The following is a 20,380-nucleotide window of genomic DNA, read 5'->3' as shown; positions in this document are numbered from 1 at the left end:
GCTGGCGCGCCGGCCGGCGTCGCCGCAGTCTAACGCGCGTCCCCGACAGCGCGCGCCCACACGGCAAGACCATGCAGCACGCTGTCGTGCCGGCGCCGGACCGGTCCGGGCAGCAGCCGGATCAGTGCGTCCGCATCGCCGCCGTCGATGGCGACCAGGGCGGCGCCGCCCAGCCGGGCCGACATGCGCGCGGCGAAACGCTCGACCAGCGCAGCCGCCGCCAGCCAGCAGCCGGAAGTCACCGCATCGGCGGTGTTGTCGGCCGCCTCCACCACCCGCCCCGGACCTTGCGGACGGACACGGGCGGTGGCGCCGAGCAGGCTGCGCTGCATGAGCTGCGGCCCCGGCGCGATCAGCCCGCCCAGGTGCTCGCCGCCCGCGGTCAAGGCATCGAGGGTGAGCGCGGTACCGACGCCGACCAGGATGCAGTCGCCCAGCGCATCGGCATGCGCGGCAAGCATGGCCAGGAAGCGGTCCACGCCCAGCCGTGCGGGCTCGGCATAGCCGTTGCGCACGCCGCCGGCCGTGGCCGGTGTGCGCACCCAGGAGGGCGTCCGACCGAAGATCTGCGTCACGCAGCGGGCGATCTGCGCCTCGCGTCCGACATCCACCACCGAGGCGCCGAGCACCTGGCTCACCGCCGGACGGCCACGCCAGGCCTCGGCGAGCACGCCCTCCATGCCGGCCTCCCAGGCGGCCGTGCCGCGCGCCAGCCAATCCCGCGCGGCGTCGTCCTGCAGCGCCCATTTGAGCCGCGTGTTGCCCAGATCGAGCAGCAACCTCATGCCGGGCGCACCGTAACCTCGCCGCTGTCGACCGGCACAAGACCGTGCGCGGTGCGCAGCAGCAGCGCGCCGCGCGCGTCCACGCCGGCGCCGACACCCTCCTCGGCCGGCACGGCCCCGGAAAGCCGCAGCGCGCGGCCCCGCAACACGTCGCAGGCGGCATAGGCCGCGCGAAACGCGCCGAACCCCTGGACATCGAAGGTGTGCAGCCCTTCGTGCAAGGCTTCGATCAAGGCGGCGGCGACGCGGTTGCGCGCGGGCGGCCGGCCGCCGCAGAGCGTGGCGAGATCGCAAGCCGGCTGGCCAATCTGCGCCTTGAGTTCGCCCGTCAGCCGCACGTTGAGCCCGATGCCGATCACCGCCGCACATCCCTGCCCGCGCTCGCCGGCGAGCTCGACCAGGATGCCGGCGAGCTTGCCGTCCTCGGCGACGACGTCGTTGGGCCACTTGAGCCCGAGTCCGCTCAGGCCGAACCGCGCCAGCGCCTGCACCACCATCACGCCGACGGCCAGCGACAGCCCCGTCAGCGCCGCCGGCTCCCGCGCGAAGCGCTTGCGGCAGGAAAGATAGAGATTGAGGCCGGGCGGCGACAGCCAGTGCCGCCCGCGGCGACCGCGCCCGGCGCTCTGCGTCTCGGCCAGCACGAAGCTCTCGTCGGCGATGTCGCCGACGCGACGCAGCAGCTCGCTGGAGGTGGAATCGAGCTCCCAGTGAACCTCGATGGCAAGCTCACGCAGAGCCGGCGGCAACGCGGCACGGATCGCCTGCGCATCGAGCCATTCGAGCGGCCAAGGCAGCCGCAGACCCTCGTCCGTGCGCGCGAGCGGCAGACCACGGGCGCGCAGCGACTCGGCCACGGCCAGCAGCGCCGGCTCTCCGAGACCGAGCCGCCGTGCCAGCGCCGCGGTATCGACAGGATGCCCGGAAGCCAGCGCGGCGAGCAGGTCGCGTGCGGCGGCATCGGACGCAGACGCACCAGGAAAGGATGGCATCGACATGAGGGGCATTCTAAAGCCCGCGCAGGGGCGCACTGGCAGCCGGGCGGCGTTTCTGCCAGCATGCGGCGACGGTGGGTTTCACGGAATGACGACAATGCTTGCCCGGCAGCTCTTGATCGGAGGCGCGCTCGCGCTCGGTCTTCTCGGCACGGCCCATGCCGTCGAAGACAGCCTGCAGGATTCGGGCAGCCACGGCGCGAACGATGCGAGCCGGGATGGCGCCTCGCCGGTCGACCTCATGAACCTGGGCCATGCCAGCGGGGCGCGCGGTGACGACCGCTCACCGCCTCCGGCCAGCGCCGGCGAGCCGGCCGCCGCGACGCCCTACGCGCCCGCCACGCACCGCAGCGGCCGCGGCTGGCCTTCCTTGCTGCCGGGCTCGATCCAGTAACCACGGGCGGGCGCCGCCCTGGCGCTCACGAGGCGGGCAGACGCACGCTGAAGCGCGCACCGCCGAATTCCGGCGAGCGGTCGACCACCAGTTCGCCGTGATAGGCCTTGACCAGATCCTGCACGATCGAAAGCCCGATGCCATGGCCCTGGACGCGCTCGTCGCCGCGCACGCCTCGTTGCAGCACGCGCTCCACCTGCTCGGGCGGAATGCCGGGGCCGTCGTCCTCCACACTGAGCTCGAGGCCCGGGCGTGACCGGCCGGGTTCGGGGTGCATGCGCACCACCAGCAACACGTGGTGCCTGGCCCACTTGAAGGCGTTTTCCAGCAGGTTGCCCAACAGTTCGAGCAGATCGCCGGTTTCGCCGTAGAACACGGCACCGGGCTCGATGTCGAACTCGCACAGGAGGTTTTTCGCCGCGTAGACCTTCTCCAGACTGCGGACCAGGTCCTCGGCATGTCCAGCCACCGGCACCGCGGCGGCGAAAGTCTGCCGGCCCGAGGTCGCCGCCCGCGCGAGCTGGTAGGCGACGAGTTCATCCATGCGCTGGACCTGGGCAAGGATGTCGGCACGCAGGCTGGCATCGTCGTCGCCGGATTCCAGCCGCGAACGGATCACCGCCAGCGGCGTCTTCAGGCTGTGCGCGAGATCGGCCAGGGTGTTGCGCGTGCGTTCGCGCTGCTCGCGCTCGTTGTCGATGAAGCTGTTGATGCGGCCGGTGAGGGTGGTGAGCTCGATCGGATACTGGCTGTCCAGGTGCTCGCTCTCGCCGCGCTCGACCCGGCTCATGTCGCTGGCCACGCGACGCAGCGGGGTCAGGCTCCAGCGCAGGAGCAGCAGCTGCAGCACGATCAAGGTCAGCCCCAGCACCGACAGCATCAGCACCAGCGTGCGCCGGTACACCGCCCGCTCGCCCTCGAACTGGTCTTCGGTCTGCGCCACCATGAAGGTGAGCTCGGTCGGCTTGCGCGGCGGGTTGTCGAAAGCCACGCCGTAGGCGTAGTAGTAGATGCGTCCCATGCCGGTGTCGACCGGCCCGACGAACACGCTCTGTCCCGGCGGCAGCGGCCGCAGGAAGCTGAAGTCCCGGCCGACCGCGGAAGCCGATTCCCAGTGGAAACCGTCCGCGCCGATCGCCACCGCATACAGGCCCGAGCCGGGCCGCGAGAAACGCGGATCGGGCGGGGTGTCCGGCGGATAGGGCTTGCCGGTGCGGCTGGCGATGTCGGTGCCGGCCACGTAGGAGATGAGGTAGTTCTCCAGCCGGTCGTGCAGCGCCTTGAGCGCCGCCTCGTGGCTGGCGCGCGAAAGCGTCAGCCCGACCAGCCCGAGGAAGCCGGCCAGCACCAGCCCGGTGGCCATCGCCGCGCGCGCGGCCAGCGAGGCCGGCCGGCGCGGCGGGTCACTCCTCGTCGCCGTCGCTGCGCGGGATGGCAAAGCGGTACCCACGGCCACGGACGGTTTCGATCGGCTTCAGGCTGCCTTCCGGGTCGAGCTTGCGGCGCAGGCGGCCGATGAACACTTCGAGCACGTTGGAGTCGCGATCGAAATCCTGCTGGTAGATGTGCTCGGTGAGGTCGGCCTTGGAGACCAGCTCGCCGGCATGCAGCATCAGGTATTCGAGCACCTTGTATTCGTAGCTGGTGAGGTCGACCGGCTTGCCTTCCACCGTGACCGTCTGCGCGGTGGTGTCGAGCTTGACCGGCCCGCAGGTCAGCACGGGCTTGGACCAGCCGCTGGCGCGCCGCACCAGCGCGTTGATCCGCGCCAGAAGCTCCTCGACGTGGAACGGCTTGACCATGTAGTCGTCGGCGCCGTGCTTCAAACCCTCGACCTTGTCCTGCCAGCTGCCGCGCGCGGTGAGGATCAGGATCGGATAGCGCTGCCCGGCCTCGCGCAGGGCCTTGACCAGGTCCATGCCCGACAGCTTGGGCAGGCCGAGGTCGATGATGGCGAGGTCGAACGGCACCTCGCGGCCCATGTACAGGCCTTCCTCGCCGTCCTGCGCGGCATCGACGGCGAAACCGTCGCGTTTCAGGCGCGCGGCCAGAGTTTCGCGCAAGGGGGCTTCGTCCTCTACCAGAAGGATGCGCATCTTTAATGTTTCTCCTTGCCGCCCGCGCCGTTGCCGGCCGGGCTCTTGGTGGATTCGGCGGAGCCGTCGGCCGGCACCGCCAGGACCCGCACGTGGCCATCGGGAGTGAGCACCTTGATCCGGTACTCGACCCGGCGGCCACGATGCTGGGTGTCGGCCGAGAGTATGGTGCCGCCGCTTTCCTGCTGCACGTGCGCCACCGCCTGCTCCAGCGAGAGCTCCTGGCGTGCCGCGTGCGCGGCCGTGCCGGCCAGCGCCGGCAGCACGAGGATCAATAAGCGTTTGCGCATGAAAGGATCGTCACCGAATCGTGTGCCGGTGGGGCGTGGCAGCCTAGCCCGGCATGGCTGAATGCCGACCGGACGGCCAACGCGGGATCAGGCGACCCGGCCGGGACGGGCCTGCTCGACCAGCGCCCAGCCGGCCCCCAACCGGTGCGCGCCCTCGCTCAGGGCGCGCCGGAAGGCACGCGCGCCAGGTTCGCCGTGATAGAGCCCGAGCACGTGCCGCGTGATGTGCGCGAGCGCGGTGCCCCGTGCCAGTTCGGCCTGCGCGTACGGCCGCAGCCGGTCCAGCACCGCCTCGCGCGCGGGCGGCGGCGTGCCATACAGCGCCTGCTCGAGACGCGCCAGGAAATAGGGGTCGTGGTAGGCGGCGCGGCCGATCATCACGCCGTCGACCTGCGCCAGATGCGCACGCGCCTCGTCCACCGTGCCGATGCCGCCATTGATCACCACGACGAGTTCGGGAAACTCGCGCTTCAGGCGATAGACGCGCGCATGGTCCAGCGGCGGGATCTCGCGGTTTTCCTTCGGACTCAAGCCCTGGAGCCAGGCCTTGCGCGCATGCACCAGGAGCGTGCGCACGCCGGCTTCGAGCACGGCTTCGGTGAAGCGCTGCAGATCGGCATAGGTGTCCTGATCGTCCACGCCGAGGCGGCACTTCACCGTCACCGGCACGTCCACCGCCCCGCGCATCGCGCGCACGCAATCGGCGACCAGCGTCGGCTCGCGCATCAGGCAGGCGCCGAAGCGGCCAGACTGCACACGGTCGGAAGGACAACCGACGTTGAGGTTGATCTCATCGTAGCCGGCCGCCGCGCCGAGCCGGGCGGCGGCGGCGAGTTCGGCCGGGTCGCTGCCGCCCAGCTGCAGGGCCAGCGGCCGTTCCTCGTCGCTGTGTTCGAGCAGATGCAAGGCATGGCCGCGCACCAGCGCCGCGCTGGTCACCATCTCGGTGTAGAGCCGCGCGTGCGGCGCCAGCAGGCGATGGAAATAGCGGCAGTGGCGATCGGTCCAGTCCAGCATCGGCGCCACGCAAAGGCGCCAGGACGCGGCGGCAGTCGCGGTCGACGGGGGCATGGGTGGCATTGTCGCGAAAGCCGCGCCCGGCGCGCAAAGCCAGGCGGCATCCTGCCGCAAGCCCACGCCGCGTGACGCTACCGGCATGGGCTAAAATGGCGGGCTTGTCATGCGTTTGCCAGCCCAGCGGCTGGCAGCGGCCGATGGCCTTTCCCCCGCAACTATCCGAGACGCTCCCCATGGTGGCATTGGCGACCGAGCACGTGATCGACGTGCAGCACTGGAACGAGAGCCTGTTCTCCTTCCGCACCACCCGCGACCCGGGCTTCCGCTTCGTCAGCGGCCAGTTCGTGATGATCGGCCTGGAAGTGGACGGCCGCCCGCTGATGCGCGCCTATTCGATCGCCAGCGCGACCTGGGAGGAACACCTGGAGTTCCTGTCGATCAAGGTGCCCGACGGCCCGCTCACCTCGCGCCTGCAGCACATCAAGCCGGGCGATCCGATCATCGTCAGCCGCAAGCCCACCGGCACGCTGGTGCTGGACGACCTGAAGCCCGGTCGGCATCTGTACCTGCTCGGCACCGGTACCGGCTTGGCGCCCTACATGAGCCTGATCCGCGAGCCGGAAACCTACGAACGCTTCGAGAAGGTCGTGCTGGTGCACGGCGTGCGTCACGTGAACGATCTCGCCTACGCCGACTACATCGAGCGCGAGCTGCCGCAGCACGAATATCTGGGCGAGATGGTGCGCGAGAAGCTGATCTATTACCCCACCGTCACCCGCGAACCCTTCCGCCATCAGGGCCGCATCCCGCAGGTGATCGAAAGCGGCCAGCTCAGCCGCGACATCGGCCTGCCGCAGATCACCCCTGCCACCGACCGGGTGATGCTGTGCGGCAGCCCGGCGATGCTGGCCGAGCTGCGCGCGCTGCTCGATGCGCACGGCTTCGTCGCCTCGCCGCGAACCGGCGAGCCCGGCGACTACGTGTTCGAGCGCGCCTTCGTCGAGAAGTGAGCCCGCCACACCCTCAGTCGCGCACGCGGCCCTTGCCCTCGTTGTCCCAATAGCCGAACAGGCGCCGCGCGATCAGCTTGTACAGACGCTTGCCGGTGGCGCGCCACCAGCGCGCCGGCGCCGCCGGCGTGGCGAGGATGGCCCGCTGCCGCGCGCTCAGCGCCTCGGGACAATACGTGCGCTTGTGCTTGAGCAGATGGCGCAGATCCTCCCGCGCCAGCAGGCGGAACAGCCGGCCGCGCCGGCGCACGGTCCAGGCGAGCTGGAAATCCACCACTGCCGGGCGACCATCGGCCAGTACCAGCCAGTTGGGTTCCTTGGCCAGATCGTTGTGCACCACCCCGCGCCGATGCAGCCGCGCCAGCAGCCGCAGCGCCCCGCGGTAATAGGCACGATCACTTGGACGCGCCTGCTGCATCGGCAAGCCGTCGAGATAACTGCGCAGCAGCTCATCAGCGTGCCAGGCGAGCAGGGCGGGCACGCCCTCGACACCGGCGAGCCGCGCCAGCGCACGCGCCTCGCGGGCCGCCGCGCGACGGGCAAAGCGTCGCGCCCACCAGCGCGCCGTGCCGAGATCGCGGCGGATCATCGCCATCCCTTGCTGCTCGACGAGTTCGATGCGGCCGAGTTCGTCGGCCTTGAGCAGCCTGTGCGCGATGCGCCGGCTGTCGTCGGAACGGGTTCCGTCATTCATGGGGCCGACCACTCACTGGCTTCACCGCGGGTTTCAGGCCCGTGCCGGAAGCCTCGGGCGGCACGCGCCTGCGGCTTCGTCGAGGGCTCAAGTTCTGCGAGCAGCGGCCGATCAGGATTGCGTCGCATCTGCAGCGACATGCCGTTGACGAAATCGCCCATGAAAACCTTGTTCGCCTCCGCTCTGTTGTTCCTCACCTCGCCGCTGGCCGCCCATGCCGCCTGCGCCCCCACCGACTTCGTCATCCAGGATTTCAAGGTCGTCGCGGCTGCCGGCAGCCCGCGCATGAGCATGAAAGGCCAGCTGGTCAACCATTGTGCCGAAGCCGCCGCCGCGCAGATCCAGGTCGACGCCAAGGACGCCAGCGGCAACATCGTGCAGTCCAAGAAAGGCTGGCCGGCCGGCACCACCAATATCGCGCCGGGACAATCGGTGGACTTCGACCTTGGCCGGCTGTTCCGCTATCAGCCGAGCATGCAGACTTACACGGTGAGCGTGGCCGAAGTGCGCGCCTGGTAAGGCCGCGAAACCTCATCTTGCCGCCCCGAGGCCCGGACGACGGGCCTTAGGTTTTTGCCGGTCACCAGATCCGTACCCGCTCGGCGGGAGCGAGATAGAGCTTCTCGCCCGCCTGCACGCCGAAAGCGTCGTACCAGGCGTCCAGGTTGCGCACGGTCTGCGCCCGGAAGCGACCCGGCGCGTGGCCGTCGGTGATCACCTGCTGGCGCAACGCCGCCTCGCGGGTCTTTTCGCGCCAGGACTGGGCGAAGGCGAGGAAGAACCGCTGGTCGCCGTCGAGCCCGTCCAGCACCGGCGCGGGCCGGCCGCCCAGCGACTTGTGGTAGGCCACGTATGCCGCGGTGAGTCCGGAGACGTCGGCGATGTTCTCGCCCAGGGTCTGCTGGCCGTTGATGTGCAGGCCAGGCAGCACCTCGTAGGCGTCGTACTGCGCGACGAGCTTCTGCCCCGCCGCCTTGAAATGCGCCTGGTCGGCCGGCGTCCACCAATTGGCCAGCCGGCCTTGGTCGTCGAATTCGGCGCCGGTATTGTCGAAGCTGTGGCTGATCTCGTGGCCGATCACCGCGCCGATCGAACCGTAATTGCTGGCGGCATCGGCGGCCGGGTCGAAGAACGGCGCCTCCAGGATCGCCGCCGGGAAGTTGAGCGCGTTCTGCAGCGGCAGGTTCACCGCGTTCACCGTCTGCGGCGTCATCCACCATTCGCCGCGGTCCACCGGCTGGCCAAGCTTGGCCTTCTGGTGTTCGTATTCGAACCTCTCCGCGCGCAGCCGGTTGCCGACCGGATCGTCCGCGCGGATCTCGAGCGCCGCGTAGTCGCGCCAGGTGTCCGGATAGCCCACGCCGACTCTCAGCGTGGCGATCTTGGCCTTGGCCTTCTGTTTGGTCGCCGGGGTCATCCAGTCCAGCCCGTCCACGCGCTCGTCGAAGGCGGCGAGGATGTGCTTCACCAGGGCCTGCACCTGTGCCTTGGACGAGGCCGGGAAATACCGCTGCACGTACAGCTTGCCGACCGCGTCGCCCAGATCCGCATTCACCGCGGCAAGGGCGCGCTTCCAGCGCTCGCGCTGGGTGGGCGTGCCCTGTAGGGTGCGGCCGTGGAAGTCGAAGCTCGCCTCGGCATAGGCCCGGGGCAGCAGGGGCGCGACCTCGTCGATGGCATGAAAGCGCAGCCATGCCTTCCAGCTGTCCAGGGGCTGACTGGCCACCAGCGCGGAAAGGTCGCGGATCGCCTGCGGCTGCCAGGCGTCGACCACCGGCACGTGATCCAGCCCGGCGGCGGCGAAGAAGGTCGTCCAGTCGAGTCCGGGTGCACGGCTGGCATAGGCTGCACGCGGCCAAGGGTTGTTGGCCTTGTGTACGTCCTCGCTGTCGACCAGGCTGGCCTGGGCGCGGGCGATGCGGGTTTCGAGATCGAGCACCGCGCCGGCCTTGCGTTCGGCATCGGCATCGCCGGCCAGGCGCAACAGTTTGGCGACATAGGTCCGGTAGGCGCCGCGCGCCGCAGCCATGGCCGGCCCGGTCGAGAGGTAGTACTCGCGGCTGGGCATGCCGAGCCCACCCTGCAGCAGATAGGGCATGTTGTGAGCGGGATCCTCCAGGCCCTGGGTCACGAACAGACCGAACAGGTGCGCCGTATGGAAATGGGTGGCGTTGATCGGGTCGACGTCGGCCCGCAGCTGGCCGCCCAGCGCACGGGCAAGGCCGGTGCGATCGCGAATCGCGTCGATGGTGGCGAGCGCGGGCCCGAGTGGCGCAAGCCCGGCGCGCTCGATCGCATCCTCGTCCATGAAGGCGCGGTAGTAGTCGGCGATCTTGCGTGCCTCGCCGCCCGGTGCCTGCGGCGCGGCGGCAAGCCCCTGCACCAGTGCGGCGGTGCGCTGCTCGGCCTTCTCGAACACCTGCAGGAAGACGCCGGTGCTGGCGCGATCGGGCGGGATCACCGCCTGCTTGCGCCACTGGCCATTGGCGTAAGCCTCGAAGTCGTCGCCCGGCCGCAGCGAACGGTCCATGCCGGCCAGATCGATGCCGCTGCGCAGGGTCTGCGCCGAGGCCGCCAAGACACCCACGCTCAGCGCGCCGCCGACGAGGAGCCTGAGCGAAAAAGACAAACGGGTGTGTCGCATGGAGCGTCCTTTTTTGAAATCCCCCGTGCACATGATGGACCCAAGCGGCCTGCACGGGGAAACGGACCGTCCGGCGCCGGCGCGAACGCATCCCTCGCCCGCCATTCACATGGCATGGCCGCCGGGGCGGCGAGACTTACCGGCTTCGGGTTGAGGAGAACGACCATGGTCGATCAGAAAGGTGCACGTCGCCCGCCGGGCACGGCCGGCTACCCCGAGCAGCAACCGACGCCCCGCCAAGGGCCATCGCCCGAGCGGATGCCGGATGATGCGTCCACGCGCGAGCCGCAAAACGATCCCCAGCCCCAGCGCGAGCCCAGGCATCGCCCCAAACCCTCGTCCTGAACCGCCCGTCGAACGTCGACCGTAGGCGCACTGCTGAATGCGGCCGAATGCGCGCGTGTGTGGCAAAGAAGCGCCCCGCTGCAACCGCGGCGAGGCATGGGTGAGGCGCAAGGCCGGTGACGGGCCCGGCAGCGGCGCTCGGTCGCCGGGCCCGCCCTCCCCCATCAGCCGGCCAATGCCTCGACGATGGCCTGGACGAAGGCCGGGATGTCGTCGGGCTTGCGGCTGGTGATGAGCTTGTCGTCGCGCACCACCTGGCTGTCCTCCCACTGCGCGCCGGCGTTTTCCAGATCCTTGCGCAGGGAAGGCCAGGAAGTGACGCGGCGCCCCTTGACCAGGCCGGCATCGATCAGCGTCCACGGTCCGTGGCAGATGGCCGCGATGAGCTTGCCGGCATGGCCGAAGCGGGCGATCCACTGGATCGCCTCGGGCTTGAGCCGCAGCTGGTCGGGATTGAGCACGCCGCCGGGCAGCACCAGCGCGTCGAAATCCTCGACGCGGGCCTGCGACAGCGGCAGGTCCACCTTGACCGCATCGGCCCAGTCGCCGCCCTTCCAGCCCTTGATCGAGTCGCTGCCGTCCGGCGCGACCACCTTCACCGTGGCGCCGGCCTGTTCCAACTGGCGCTTGGGTTCGGTGAGCTCGGAATACTCGAAACCGTGGGTGGCGAGGATGGCGATCTTGCGTCCGGAAAGCCGCGGATGCGAAGTCATGGAAAACCTCCTTCGGTTGCCTTGAAAAAAGCCGAGTGTGCCGGGTGCCCGATGCACAGCGGGTGTGCGTGTCATCAGCATTCCGTGATCGCGTTTGCGCTGCGCCTTCGCACATGCTGCGCCGCGTGCGCAGCGCCGTTTTTGCGGCGCTACCATCGGCCCTCGCGCAGCGGTTGCTAGGCCGGCGCTGGTTCGATGGAGGCAGGGATGACCGGCATGGTCGATGTCATGGTGGTGGGTGGCGGCATCAATGGGGTGGGCATCGCCCGCGATGCCGTCGGACGGGGCCTGTCGGTGTGCCTGTGCGAACGCGACGATCTGGCCGCGCACACCTCCAGCGCCAGCACCAAGCTGATCCACGGCGGCCTGCGCTATCTGGAGCAATACGAATTCGCCCTGGTCGGCAAGGCGCTGGCCGAGCGCGAGGTGCTGCTGAAGCTGGCCCCGCACGTGATCTGGCCGCTGCGCTTCGTGTTGCCGCACGAATCGCATCTGCGCCCGGCCTGGATGATCCGCCTGGGCCTGTTCCTCTACGACCATCTGGGCCGGCGCCGGAGTCTGCCCGGCTCGCGGCGCATCCGGCTCGAAGGCAACCCCCTCGGCGCACCGCTGAAGCCGCAGTTCCATACCGGTTTCGTCTATTCCGACGCCTGGGTGCAGGACGCGCGCCTGGCGGTGCTGAACGCGATGGATGCCGCCGCGCGCGGCGCCGAGATCCTGCCGCGCACGCGCTGCGTCGCCGCGGTGCGCTCGGCTGGGCACTGGCAGGTCACGCTGGCCGATGCCGCCGGCCGTGAACGCACGCTCACGGCACGCGCGCTGGTGAACGCGACCGGACCGTGGGCGGTGCGCTTTCTCGACGAGATCGCGCACGTGCCTCACACGCACACGCTGCGGCTGGTCAAGGGCAGCCACATCGTGGTGCGCCGGCTGTTCGAGCACGACCACGCCTACATCTTCCAGCAGCCGGACCGCCGCATCGTCTTCGCCATCCCCTACGAGCACGACTACACGCTGATCGGCACCACCGACGTCGACTATCACGGCGATCCGGCCCAGGTACACATCGACGCGGAGGAAACCGCCTACCTGTGCGCGGCGGTGAACCGCTATTTCCGCCGCGCGATCGCGCCGGCCGACGTGGTGTGGAGCTACAGCGGCGTGCGTCCGCTGCTCGACGATCACCAGCAGAACGCCTCGGAAGTCACCCGCGACTACCGCCTGGAACTGGACACCGACGGCGCGCCGCTGCTCAACGTGTTCGGCGGCAAGCTGACCACTTACCGCAGGCTCGGCGAGGAGGCGCTGGACCTGCTCGCGAACGTGCTGCCGACGCGCGGCGGCGCGTGGACGTCCGACCCTGCGCAGCCGCTGCCCGGCGGCGAGCGCGACCCGAATGCATTGGCGGACGCATGGCGCGCGCAGCGCCCGTGGCTGACCGCGAGTCTCGCCTGGCGGCTGGCGCACCAATACGGCACGCGCGGCGAACGCATCCTGGGCGAAGCCGGCTCGCTCGACGCGCTCGGCATCGCGTTCGGCGCCGAGCTCTATCAGGCCGAGGTCGATTACCTGCGCGAGCACGAATGGGCGCAGACCGCCGAGGACATCCTCTGGCGCCGCAGCAAGCTCGGCCTGCACGTGACGCCCGCCGACGCCGCACGCCTGGCGGCCTATCTCGCCGATACGCAATCCGCCGCGGCCGGCACCGCTTAAGGCCGCGCCGCGGGGCACTCCCGTTCGACCGCCGCCGCGCCGGTTGCGCGACCTTCATCCATCGAGAGGCCAATCGTATGAATCGAACCCTGCTTGGCGAACTCATCTCCGAAGCCGTCGCCGTCTTCATCATCATCGCGCTTGGCGATTCGGTCGCCTGCATGTACGTGCTCTACGACCCCAGCCCCTACCAGAACGCCTACTGGGGCGTGTGCATCGCCTGGGGGCTGGCGGTCACCATCGCCATCTATGCCACCGGCTCGGTGTCGGGCACGCATGCCAATCCGGCGGTGACGCTCGCGCTGGCGCTGTTTCGCGGTTTCCCGTGGAAGAAAGTGCTGCCCTACAGCGTGGCGCAGGTGATCGGCGGCTTTCTCGGCGCGGGCGTGGTGTATCTCTTGTTCGCGCCGGTGATCGACCACTACAACGCCGCGCACCAGCTCACCCGCGAGGCCGGCGGCGCGGCCGGCGTGTTCTTCACCCATCCGGGGCTGGCGATCACGCCGATGCACGCGCTCTCCGACCAGATCATCCTCACCGCCTTCCTGCTGTTCGGCATCTTCGCCATCACCGAGCAGTACAACGAATTGGCGCCGCGCGCCAATTCGGGCGCGCTGATGATCGGCCTGCTGGTCGCCACCATCGGCGCCTCGATGGGCTACCTCGAAGCCTGGGCAATCAATCCGGCGCGCGACTTCGGGCCGCGCCTGTTCGCCTTCTTCGCCGGCTGGGGCCGCTCCGCGCTGCCCTCGCCCGACAACTACTGGTGGATCCCGATCGTCGGCCCGCTGCTCGGCGGCGTGATCGGCGCCGCCGCCTACCAATGGCTGATCTATCCGTTCCTGCCCGCGCGGCTGCGCGTGCTCACCACCACGGACGCGGGTGCCGACACCCGCAACGTCTGATCCGCGACATCGACCGGAGCGCATGCCATGACTCAATCATCCTACGTCCTTGCCATCGATCAGGGCACCACCAGTTCGCGCGCCATCCTGTTCGACCATGCCGGGCGCATCGCCGGCGTCGCCCAGCGCGAATTCACCCAGCTCTTTCCGCAACCCGGCTGGGTCGAGCACAACCCGCGCGAGATCATGACCAGCGTGCTCACCACCATCACCGAGGTGATGAACAACGCGCAGGTGCCGCCGGCGGCGATCGCCGGCATCGGCATCACCAACCAGCGCGAAACCACCGTGGTCTGGGACAAGGCCAGCGGCCAGCCGATCCACAACGCCATCGTCTGGCAATCGCGGCAGACCCGCGAGATCTGCGATGAGCTCAAAGCGGGCGGCCACGAAGGGCTGATCCGCGAGCGCACCGGGCTGCTGATCGATGCGTACTTCTCCGGCACCAAGGTCAAGTGGATCCTCGACCACGTCGAGGGCGCGCGCGAACGCGCGGCGCGCGGCGAGCTGGCCTTCGGCACCATCGACAGCTGGCTGATCTGGAACCTGACCGGCGGCACCGCGCACGTCACCGACGTCACCAATGCCTCGCGCACCCTGCTCTACGACATCCATCGCCGCCGCTGGGACGACGACCTGCTCGCCCTGCTCGACGTGCCGCGCGCGATGCTGCCGGAGGTGCGTTCCTCCAGCGAAATCTACGGCCACACCACGCCGGCCAGTTTCCTCGGCGCCAAGGTGCCCATCGCGGGCGTGGCCGGCGACCAGCAGGCCGCGCTGTTCGGCCAGGCCTGTTTCGAGCCGGGCATGGCCAAGAACACCTACGGCACCGGCTGCTTCATGCTGATGAACACCGGCGACAAGGCGGTCGCCTCGAAGAACGGCCTGCTCACCACCATCGCCTGGGGCCTGGACGGCGAAGTGGAATACGCGCTGGAAGGGGCGATCTTCGTCGCCGGCTCGGTGGTGCAATGGCTGCGCGACGGCCTGCGCATGTTCGGCAAGGCCAGCGACTCGCAGTCCTACGCCGAGCGTGCGCGCGACAACGGCGGCGTGTATCTGGTGCCGGCCTTCGTGGGACTCGGCGCGCCGTACTGGCGCAGCGACGTGCGCGGCGCGGTGTTCGGACTCACCCGCGGCACCACCAAGGAACACTTCATCCGCGCCGCCCTGGAATCGATGGCCTACCAGACCCGCGACGTGCTCTCGGCCATGCAGGCCGATGCCGGCATCGAGCTCAAGGAGCTGCGCGCCGACGGCGGCGCCATCGCCAACGACTTCCTCGCCCAGTTCCAGAGCGACATCCTCGGCGTGCCGGTGCTGCGCCCCAAGGTGGGCGAGACCACGGCACTGGGTGCGGCCTATCTGGCCGGCCTCGCCACCGGTTTCTGGCGCGACCGCGAGGAGATCGCGCGGCAATGGGCGGTCGACCGCCGCTTCGAGCCGCAGATGCCGGCCGAGCAGCGCGAGGCGCTCTATCGCGGCTGGCAACGCGCGGTCGAGGCGACCATGGCCTTCCGCGTCTGAACCCAAAACGGCCGTAGCGACCGGCGCCACAGCCGTCAGCCCGGAACCCAAGCCGCGCAGGCTCTTCAAAACCGAGGATTTGGGAAAGCGCGTAACCGACGCCGCCGCCGACATGCGCGGCGGCGTCTTTTTCAGCGCTTGGGTTTCAGCAGCGTGCCGGTGCAGTTCGGCGCGCCGCACAGGCATTTCCACAACTTCTTGAGACGCGGCGTGTGCGGCACCTCGAGCACGATGCCGTAGTCGTAGGTCAGCTCCTCGCCCGGCCGGATGTCGCGCAGCGCCTCGATCACGATGCGGTCCCTGCGCGGGTCGCCGTCTGGACTTTCCTCGATCAGCGCCTGGCAGTTGGGCGCACAGCTGTGGTTGATCCAGCGCGCGGTGTTGCCACCACGATTGGCATCGACGATGTACCGCTCGTTGAGGGTGAACAGGAAGGTATGCCCCGTCTCGCCGCTGTCGCCGTACAGCGCATCGGCCTCGGCGTGGGTCATCAGCGTGCCCTTGTACTCGACGATGGTCTCGCCCCTGGCGATCGGCGCAGTGGCGAACACGCCGGTGCCATGGATGGGCGAGCGGCGGGCGACGAAGCGGCGCGGCATTTTTGGCATTCCCCGGTGGCTTGCTCAAAGTCCACGCGATCATGCCCGTTCGCAAGACAAGGCGAAACCCGCAGGATGCTTCCGATGGCTGTCGCGGCCGGAAACCACCACGATCTCTTGCCGATCGCGGCGCCTGGTACGCAGCCCATCCGCTGACTTTCCGGCGTCCATTGCGCAAAAGGCTGCGGCCCCGCGCGGCGGCTCGACTCTGCCGGGGTAAACACGGTTAGAATCGGCCATTCAAACGACCGTTTGGAGACACGCGATGCGTGCGCTGCGCTGGTTCCTCGTTGCCCTGCTGGCCTTGGGTTTGAGCGCCTGCGGCGGGTCGCCGCGCAAGAGTGTGTTTCCGCCCTCGCTCAGCGTGCAGCAGCTCAAGGTGCTGCCCGACGGGCGCTGGCATCTGACCGTGCGCATCCAGAACAACAGCTATGCCGGCATGACCTTCACCGCGCTCGAGGGCGAGTTCAAGGTCGCCGACTTGTTGCCGGTGCGGCTGCACGCGCGCTTCGATCTGGACATTCCCGCGCTGGCCGGCGACGTGCTCGAGCTGGACGTGCTGCCCACCCCGGAGATGACCGCCGCGTTGCACGCGATCGACGCCAAGGGCAGCAGCGGCGCGCTGCCTTACAGCCTCAGCGGCACGGTGCGCGCGACCCCGGAAAAGGAAACCGAGCCGCGCGAGTTTCCCTTCCACGGCAACGACTGGCTCTCGCCGGTGCCCGGCGTCGCACATACCTACCGCTAACCGACCCACCCGTCTTTCGCAGAGGAAATCCGCCATGACGCTCTACAAGGCCCCGCTCGACGACCAGCGTTTCGCCCTCTTCGACGTGCTCGATGCCGAGACCGTGCTGACCCGGCTCGAGGGCGGTGAGGGTCACACCCGTGACTTGCTCGATGCGGTGCTGGAGGAAGCCGGCAAGCTCAGCGAGCAGGTGCTCGCGCCGCTCAACGAGAGCGGCGACGCCGAAGGCTGCCATTACGACAAGGCAAGCGCCACGGTGACCACGCCCAAGGGTTTCAAGGAGGCCTTCAAGGCTTTCGCCGAAGGCGGCTGGGCGGGCCTCACCATGCCGGAAAAATTCGGCGGCCAGGCCCTGCCGGCGGTGATGGGCACCGCCACCACCGAGCTGTTCCAGAGCGGCAATCTCGCCTGGAGCCTGTATCCGTTGCTGTCGGAAGGCGCCTGCCACGCGATGGAACTGCACGGCAGCGAGGAACAGCAGCACCTCTATCTGAAACCCATCGTCGAAGGCCGCTGGACCGGCACCATGTGCCTGACCGAGCCGCAGGCCGGTTCCGACCTCGGCCTGCTCAAGACCCGCGCCGAGCCCGATGGCCAGGGCGCCTACCGGCTCACCGGCACCAAGATCTTCATCAGTGCGGGCGAGCATGACCTCGCCGAGAACATCGTCCATCTCGTGCTCGCGCGTCTGCCCGATGCACCGCCAGGCAGCCGCGGCATCTCGATGTTCATCGTGCCCAAGTTCAAGGTGCGGGCCGACGGCTCGCTGGGCGAACGCAACCGGGTGAGCGCCGGCGCCATCGAGCACAAGATGGGCCTGCACGGCTGCTCCACCTGCGTGATGAACTTCGACGGCGCCGAGGGTTACCTGATCGGCCAGCCGAACAAGGGCCTGGCGGCGATGTTCACCATGATGAACGCGGCGCGCCTGGCGGTCGGCGTGCAGGGTCTGGCGCTGGCCGAGCGCGCGTTGCAGAACAGCCTGAACTACGCCCGCGAGCGGCTGCAGGGCCGCGCGCTCTCGGGCCCCCGTTATCCCGACAAGCCGGCCGACCCGCTGCTGGTGCATCCGGACGTGCGCCGCATGCTGCTGACCCAGCGCGCCATCGTGGAAGCCTCGCGATCGCTGGTGCTCTATGCCGCACTGCAGACCGACATCGAGGCGCGCGCCAAGGATACGGCCGAACGGCAGAAGGCCGGCGAGCTGCTCGCCTTCCTGATCCCGATCGCCAAGGGCGTGGTGACCGAGCTGGCGCAGGAATGCGTCAAGGAGGCGCTGCAGGTGTACGGCGGACACGGCTACATCGTCGAAAACGGCATGGAGCAGTTCGTGCGCGACGCGCGCATCATCACCCTTTACGAGGGCACCACCGGCATCCAGGCCGCGGACCTCCTGGGCCGCAAGATCCTGCAGCTCAAGGGCGTGGGCTTCCGGCATTTCCTCGCCGAGATCGAGGCGTTCTGCAAGACGCACGCAGCGGATGAAAGCCTGCGCGGTTTCGTCGGCCCGCTCGCCGCCGGCATCAAGACCTGGGGCGAACTCACCCTGCAGCTGGCCCAGCGCATCCAGGCCAATCCGGAAGAGCTCGGCGCCGCCGCCAACGATTACCTCTACTACTCCGGGTATCTCACCCTGGGCTATTTCCTGGCCCGCGGCGCGGCGGCCGCGCAGAAGAGTCATGTCCCCGCCCCGTTGCGACAGGCCAAGCACGACACTGCGATGTTCTATTTCGCCCGCATCCTGCCGCGCATCCATGCGCACAAGGCCGCGCTCGAAGCCGGCGTCGCCACTCTTCCGGAGCTGGCCTGACGTCATCGCCCCTTGCCGTCGACCGCGGCGGCAAGGGGCGCCAAGGCTCGCGGCGCGAGCGCTGCCTGCTAGGCTGATACGCACGTGCCGTTCGACTCCCAGGGGACATGCCGATGAAGATCCTGCCGCTGGCCGCCGCCTTGCTGCTGCCGCTTCTGGCCCATGCCGGCGACGTGCCGGCCAAATATCCGGACTATCCCAGCGAGACGCCGGCCCAGTTCGTGCCGGTCACCGCCGGCTTCGATTACGAGCGGCGCGAGGTGATGATCCCGATGCGCGACGGCGTCAAGCTGCACACGGTGATCCTGATGCCGAAGGGCGCGCGGCACGCCGGCATCGTGCTCACCCGCACGCCCTACAACGCCAGCGAACTCACCGCGCATACGCCGAGCCCGCATCTGGAGCCGATGCTGCAGGGCTACGACAACGCCGCCGACGTGATGGTCGAGGACGGCTACATCCGCGTCGTGCAGGACGTGCGCGGCAAATACGGCAGCGAGGGCGACTACGTGATGAACCGCCCCGTGCACGGCCCGCTCAATCCCACCCCGGTGGACGATGCCACCGACACCTGGGACACCATCGACTGGCTGGTGAAGAACCTGCCGCAGAGCAACGGCAAGGTGGCGACCATCGGCATTTCCTACGACGGCTTCGAGCCGCTGATGTCGCTGGTGCATCCGCATCCGGCGCTGAAAGCCGCGGTGCCGATGAACCCGATGGTGGACGGCTGGATGGGCGATGACTGGTTCCATCACGGCGCCTTCCGCCAGCAGAACATGGCCTACGTCTACGAGCAGGAAGCCACCCGCGACAACCGCGAAAAATGGTGGAGCGGCTTCTTCGATCAATACGACCTCTACATGCACTACGGCTCGGCCGGCGCGCTGGGCGATGCCTACGGCATGCGTCAGCTCGGTTTCTGGAACAAACTCATCGCGCATCCGGCCTACGATGCCTTCTGGCAGCAGCAGGCCGTGGACAAGCTGCTCGGCGCGCAACCACTCGACGTGCCGGTGATGCTGGTGCACAGCCTGTGGGACCAGGAGGACATCTACGGCGATCTGGCCGTCTATCGCGCCATCAAACCCAAGGACACGACCGGCGAGAAGGTGAAGCTGGTGATGGGCCCCTGGCACCACGGCCAGGAGATCGGGGAAGGCTCCTCGCTCGGCGCGATCCGCTTCGGCAGCGACACCGCCCAGTATTTCCGCGAGCACATCCTGCGTCCGTTCCTCGCCCAGTACCTCAAGGACGGCGCGCCGAAGGCCGACCTGGCCCCGGTCACCGCCTTCCAGACCGGCAGCAACCAGTGGCAGCGGCTGGACCGTTGGCCGCTGGCCTGCGAGAGCGGCTGCGCGAGCGTCAGCCGCGCGCTGTATCTGCAGGCGGATGGCAGACTCGGCTTCGAGCCGCCCACCAGCGGCGCGGCCTACGACGAATACGTCTCCGATCCGGCCCATCCGGTGCCTTTCCGCGCGCGCCCGATCCAGCCGATCGGTTCCGGCGACGGTCTCACCTGGGCCCAGTGGCTGGTGGACGACCAGCGCGAGGCATCGGGCCGCACCGACGTGCTGAGCTACGTCTCCGCGCCGCTCACCGCGCCACTCGTCATCGCCGGCGCGCCGGAGGTGCATCTCATCGCCGCCACCAGCGGCACCGACAGCGACTGGGTGGTCAAGCTGATCGACGTCTATCCCGACCAGGTCGCCGCGCAGCCGGCGATGGGCGGCTATCAGCTCGCGGTGTCGATGGACATCTTCCGCGGCCGCTATCGCACCAGCTTCGACCAGCCCGCGCCGCTGGCCGCCAACCAGCCGCTGGACTACCGCTTCGCGCTGCCGGCCGCCAATCATGTGTTCCTGCCCGGCCACCGGCTGATGGTGCAGGTGCAGTCGAGCTGGTTCCCGCTCTATGACCGCAACCCGCAGACCTACGTCGACAACATCTTCTTCGCCAAACCCGCCGACTACGTGAAGGCCACCCAGCGCGTCTATCACGCCGCTGGACAGGCGAGCTACCTCGCCCTGCCGGTGGTGAGCGGCGCCCACTGACACGGCCCAGCCGTATCGGCAAAGCCTGCCGGCACGGCGCA

20 protein-coding genes are annotated in these 20,380 nt (G+C 69.1%); 9 read left to right on the top strand and 11 right to left on the bottom strand.

The window, feature by feature from the left end:
* Nucleotides 1–29: 29 nt before the first annotated feature.
* Complete coding sequence (locus ALSL_RS04010) at nt 30–785, bottom strand: type III pantothenate kinase (protein WP_126536659.1); 756 nt, start codon at nt 783–785, stop codon at nt 30–32.
* Nucleotides 782–1,783, bottom strand: coding sequence for a biotin--[acetyl-CoA-carboxylase] ligase (locus tag ALSL_RS04005; protein ID WP_231700285.1), 1,002 nt, complete (start codon nt 1,781–1,783; stop codon nt 782–784). Before ALSL_RS04005 ends, ALSL_RS04010 begins: the two co-directional genes overlap by 4 nt.
* Nucleotides 1,784–1,877: 94 nt before the next feature.
* Between ALSL_RS04005 and ALSL_RS13570 the strand changes: the two genes are divergently transcribed.
* Nucleotides 1,878–2,174, top strand: a complete 297-nt coding sequence (locus ALSL_RS13570) for a hypothetical protein (RefSeq protein ID WP_161970928.1) — start codon at nt 1,878–1,880, stop codon at nt 2,172–2,174.
* A 25-nt stretch (nt 2,175–2,199) separates the two neighbouring features.
* Here the strand turns inward: ALSL_RS13570 and ALSL_RS03995 are convergent, their stop codons facing one another.
* From ALSL_RS03995 to dusA, 4 genes are all read right to left on the bottom strand, one after another.
* Nucleotides 2,200–3,612: an ATP-binding protein gene (locus tag ALSL_RS03995; RefSeq protein ID WP_126540014.1), complete on the bottom strand. Its 1,413-nt coding sequence runs from the start codon at nt 3,610–3,612 to the stop codon at nt 2,200–2,202.
* Entirely contained in the window at nt 3,578–4,270 is a 693-nt protein-coding gene (locus tag ALSL_RS03990; RefSeq protein ID WP_126536655.1) for a response regulator transcription factor, read from the bottom strand. Before ALSL_RS03990 ends, ALSL_RS03995 begins: the two co-directional genes overlap by 35 nt.
* A 2-nt stretch (nt 4,271–4,272) precedes the next feature.
* On the bottom strand, nt 4,273–4,560 hold the full coding sequence (locus ALSL_RS03985; protein ID WP_126536653.1) for a PepSY domain-containing protein: 288 nt from the start codon (nt 4,558–4,560) through the stop codon (nt 4,273–4,275).
* 87 nt (nt 4,561–4,647) lie between these two features.
* Entirely contained in the window at nt 4,648–5,631 is a 984-nt protein-coding gene (gene dusA, locus ALSL_RS03980; protein ID WP_126536651.1) for a tRNA dihydrouridine(20/20a) synthase DusA, read from the bottom strand.
* 179 nt (nt 5,632–5,810) lie between these two features.
* Between dusA and ALSL_RS03975 the strand changes: the two genes are divergently transcribed.
* Nucleotides 5,811–6,587, top strand: a complete 777-nt coding sequence (locus ALSL_RS03975; RefSeq protein WP_126536649.1) for a ferredoxin--NADP reductase — start codon at nt 5,811–5,813, stop codon at nt 6,585–6,587.
* Between the two features lie 13 nt (nt 6,588–6,600).
* Here ALSL_RS03975 and ALSL_RS03970 read toward each other — a convergent pair whose 3' ends face one another.
* Complete coding sequence (locus tag ALSL_RS03970) at nt 6,601–7,281, bottom strand: RIO1 family regulatory kinase/ATPase domain-containing protein (protein ID WP_126536647.1); 681 nt, start codon at nt 7,279–7,281, stop codon at nt 6,601–6,603.
* Nucleotides 7,278–7,442, bottom strand: coding sequence for a hypothetical protein (locus tag ALSL_RS13565; protein ID WP_161970927.1), 165 nt, complete (start codon nt 7,440–7,442; stop codon nt 7,278–7,280). The genes ALSL_RS03970 and ALSL_RS13565 overlap by 4 nt, the downstream gene beginning before the upstream one ends.
* Here ALSL_RS13565 and ALSL_RS03965 point away from each other — a divergent pair.
* Entirely contained in the window at nt 7,441–7,800 is a 360-nt protein-coding gene (locus ALSL_RS03965) for a hypothetical protein (RefSeq protein ID WP_126536645.1), read from the top strand. The genes ALSL_RS13565 and ALSL_RS03965 overlap by 2 nt on opposite strands.
* 61 nt (nt 7,801–7,861) lie before the next feature.
* Here ALSL_RS03965 and ALSL_RS03960 read toward each other — a convergent pair whose 3' ends face one another.
* Nucleotides 7,862–9,925 (bottom strand): M13 family metallopeptidase, encoded by a 2,064-nt coding sequence (locus tag ALSL_RS03960; protein ID WP_126536643.1) that lies wholly within the window; start codon nt 9,923–9,925, stop codon nt 7,862–7,864.
* Nucleotides 9,926–10,434: 509 nt separating this feature from the next.
* On the bottom strand, nt 10,435–10,983 hold the full coding sequence (locus tag ALSL_RS03955) for a type 1 glutamine amidotransferase domain-containing protein (RefSeq protein ID WP_126536641.1): 549 nt from the start codon (nt 10,981–10,983) through the stop codon (nt 10,435–10,437).
* A gap of 207 nt (nt 10,984–11,190) precedes the next feature.
* On the opposite strand from ALSL_RS03955, the gene glpD reads away from it, so the two are divergent.
* From glpD to glpK, 3 genes are all read left to right on the top strand, one after another.
* Nucleotides 11,191–12,696 (top strand): glycerol-3-phosphate dehydrogenase, encoded by a 1,506-nt coding sequence (gene glpD, locus ALSL_RS03950; protein ID WP_126536640.1) that lies wholly within the window; start codon nt 11,191–11,193, stop codon nt 12,694–12,696.
* A 77-nt stretch (nt 12,697–12,773) separates the two neighbouring features.
* A complete protein-coding gene (locus ALSL_RS03945) occupies nt 12,774–13,601 on the top strand; it encodes an MIP/aquaporin family protein (RefSeq protein WP_126536638.1) in 828 nt (275 codons plus the stop codon).
* A 27-nt stretch (nt 13,602–13,628) separates the two neighbouring features.
* Entirely contained in the window at nt 13,629–15,128 is a 1,500-nt protein-coding gene (glpK, locus tag ALSL_RS03940; protein ID WP_126536633.1) for a glycerol kinase GlpK, read from the top strand.
* A gap of 131 nt (nt 15,129–15,259) precedes the next feature.
* Here the strand turns inward: glpK and ALSL_RS03935 are convergent, their stop codons facing one another.
* Complete coding sequence (locus tag ALSL_RS03935) at nt 15,260–15,727, bottom strand: SET domain-containing protein (RefSeq protein WP_126536631.1); 468 nt, start codon at nt 15,725–15,727, stop codon at nt 15,260–15,262.
* A gap of 265 nt (nt 15,728–15,992) precedes the next feature.
* On the opposite strand from ALSL_RS03935, the gene ALSL_RS03930 reads away from it, so the two are divergent.
* The 3 genes from ALSL_RS03930 (at nt 15,993) to ALSL_RS03920 (ending at nt 20,339) form a co-directional block, all read left to right on the top strand.
* The gene (locus ALSL_RS03930) at nt 15,993–16,475 is read left to right on the top strand and encodes a putative periplasmic lipoprotein (protein ID WP_126536629.1); all 483 of its coding nucleotides are present in this window, start codon (nt 15,993–15,995) and stop codon (nt 16,473–16,475) included.
* 34 nt (nt 16,476–16,509) lie between these two features.
* Nucleotides 16,510–18,285 carry an acyl-CoA dehydrogenase C-terminal domain-containing protein gene (locus tag ALSL_RS03925; RefSeq protein ID WP_126536627.1) on the top strand — a complete coding sequence of 592 codons (1,776 nt, stop codon included), beginning with the start codon at nt 16,510–16,512 and terminating at the stop codon, nt 18,283–18,285.
* A 107-nt stretch (nt 18,286–18,392) separates the two neighbouring features.
* Nucleotides 18,393–20,339 carry a CocE/NonD family hydrolase gene (locus tag ALSL_RS03920; RefSeq protein ID WP_126536625.1) on the top strand — a complete coding sequence of 649 codons (1,947 nt, stop codon included), beginning with the start codon at nt 18,393–18,395 and terminating at the stop codon, nt 20,337–20,339.
* The last annotated feature ends 41 nt before the right edge of the window (nt 20,340–20,380 follow it).

Origin of the sequence: Aerosticca soli, assembly GCF_003967035.1 — a bacterium.
GTDB lineage: Bacteria > Pseudomonadota > Gammaproteobacteria > Xanthomonadales > Rhodanobacteraceae > Aerosticca > Aerosticca soli.
This window is presented reverse-complemented; position numbering and strand designations above follow the sequence as displayed.

What these genes read in the sequence shown, in the direction of transcription:
- ALSL_RS03960 (WP_126536643.1), bottom strand. Translation starts at nt 9,925, where the DNA reads ATGCGACACACCCGTTTGTCTTTTTCGCTCAGGCTCCTCGTCGGCGGC.
- ALSL_RS03935 (WP_126536631.1), bottom strand. Translation starts at nt 15,727, where the DNA reads ATGCCGCGCCGCTTCGTCGCCCGCCGCTCGCCCATCCATGGCACCGGC.
- ALSL_RS13570 (WP_161970928.1), top strand. Translation starts at nt 1,878, where the DNA reads ATGCTTGCCCGGCAGCTCTTGATCGGAGGCGCGCTCGCGCTCGGTCTT.
- ALSL_RS03975 (WP_126536649.1), top strand. Translation starts at nt 5,811, where the DNA reads ATGGTGGCATTGGCGACCGAGCACGTGATCGACGTGCAGCACTGGAAC.
- ALSL_RS03970 (WP_126536647.1), bottom strand. Translation starts at nt 7,281, where the DNA reads ATGAATGACGGAACCCGTTCCGACGACAGCCGGCGCATCGCGCACAGG.
- ALSL_RS03955 (WP_126536641.1), bottom strand. Translation starts at nt 10,983, where the DNA reads ATGACTTCGCATCCGCGGCTTTCCGGACGCAAGATCGCCATCCTCGCC.
- dusA (WP_126536651.1), bottom strand. Translation starts at nt 5,631, where the DNA reads ATGCCCCCGTCGACCGCGACTGCCGCCGCGTCCTGGCGCCTTTGCGTG.
- glpK (WP_126536633.1), top strand. Translation starts at nt 13,629, where the DNA reads ATGACTCAATCATCCTACGTCCTTGCCATCGATCAGGGCACCACCAGT.
- ALSL_RS03965 (WP_126536645.1), top strand. Translation starts at nt 7,441, where the DNA reads ATGAAAACCTTGTTCGCCTCCGCTCTGTTGTTCCTCACCTCGCCGCTG.
- ALSL_RS04010 (WP_126536659.1), bottom strand. Translation starts at nt 785, where the DNA reads ATGAGGTTGCTGCTCGATCTGGGCAACACGCGGCTCAAATGGGCGCTG.
- ALSL_RS03945 (WP_126536638.1), top strand. Translation starts at nt 12,774, where the DNA reads ATGAATCGAACCCTGCTTGGCGAACTCATCTCCGAAGCCGTCGCCGTC.
- ALSL_RS04005 (WP_231700285.1), bottom strand. Translation starts at nt 1,783, where the DNA reads ATGTCGATGCCATCCTTTCCTGGTGCGTCTGCGTCCGATGCCGCCGCA.
- ALSL_RS13565 (WP_161970927.1), bottom strand. Translation starts at nt 7,442, where the DNA reads ATGGGCGATTTCGTCAACGGCATGTCGCTGCAGATGCGACGCAATCCT.
- ALSL_RS03925 (WP_126536627.1), top strand. Translation starts at nt 16,510, where the DNA reads ATGACGCTCTACAAGGCCCCGCTCGACGACCAGCGTTTCGCCCTCTTC.
- ALSL_RS03930 (WP_126536629.1), top strand. Translation starts at nt 15,993, where the DNA reads ATGCGTGCGCTGCGCTGGTTCCTCGTTGCCCTGCTGGCCTTGGGTTTG.
- ALSL_RS03920 (WP_126536625.1), top strand. Translation starts at nt 18,393, where the DNA reads ATGCCGATGAAGATCCTGCCGCTGGCCGCCGCCTTGCTGCTGCCGCTT.
- ALSL_RS03990 (WP_126536655.1), bottom strand. Translation starts at nt 4,270, where the DNA reads ATGCGCATCCTTCTGGTAGAGGACGAAGCCCCCTTGCGCGAAACTCTG.
- ALSL_RS03985 (WP_126536653.1), bottom strand. Translation starts at nt 4,560, where the DNA reads ATGCGCAAACGCTTATTGATCCTCGTGCTGCCGGCGCTGGCCGGCACG.
- glpD (WP_126536640.1), top strand. Translation starts at nt 11,191, where the DNA reads ATGACCGGCATGGTCGATGTCATGGTGGTGGGTGGCGGCATCAATGGG.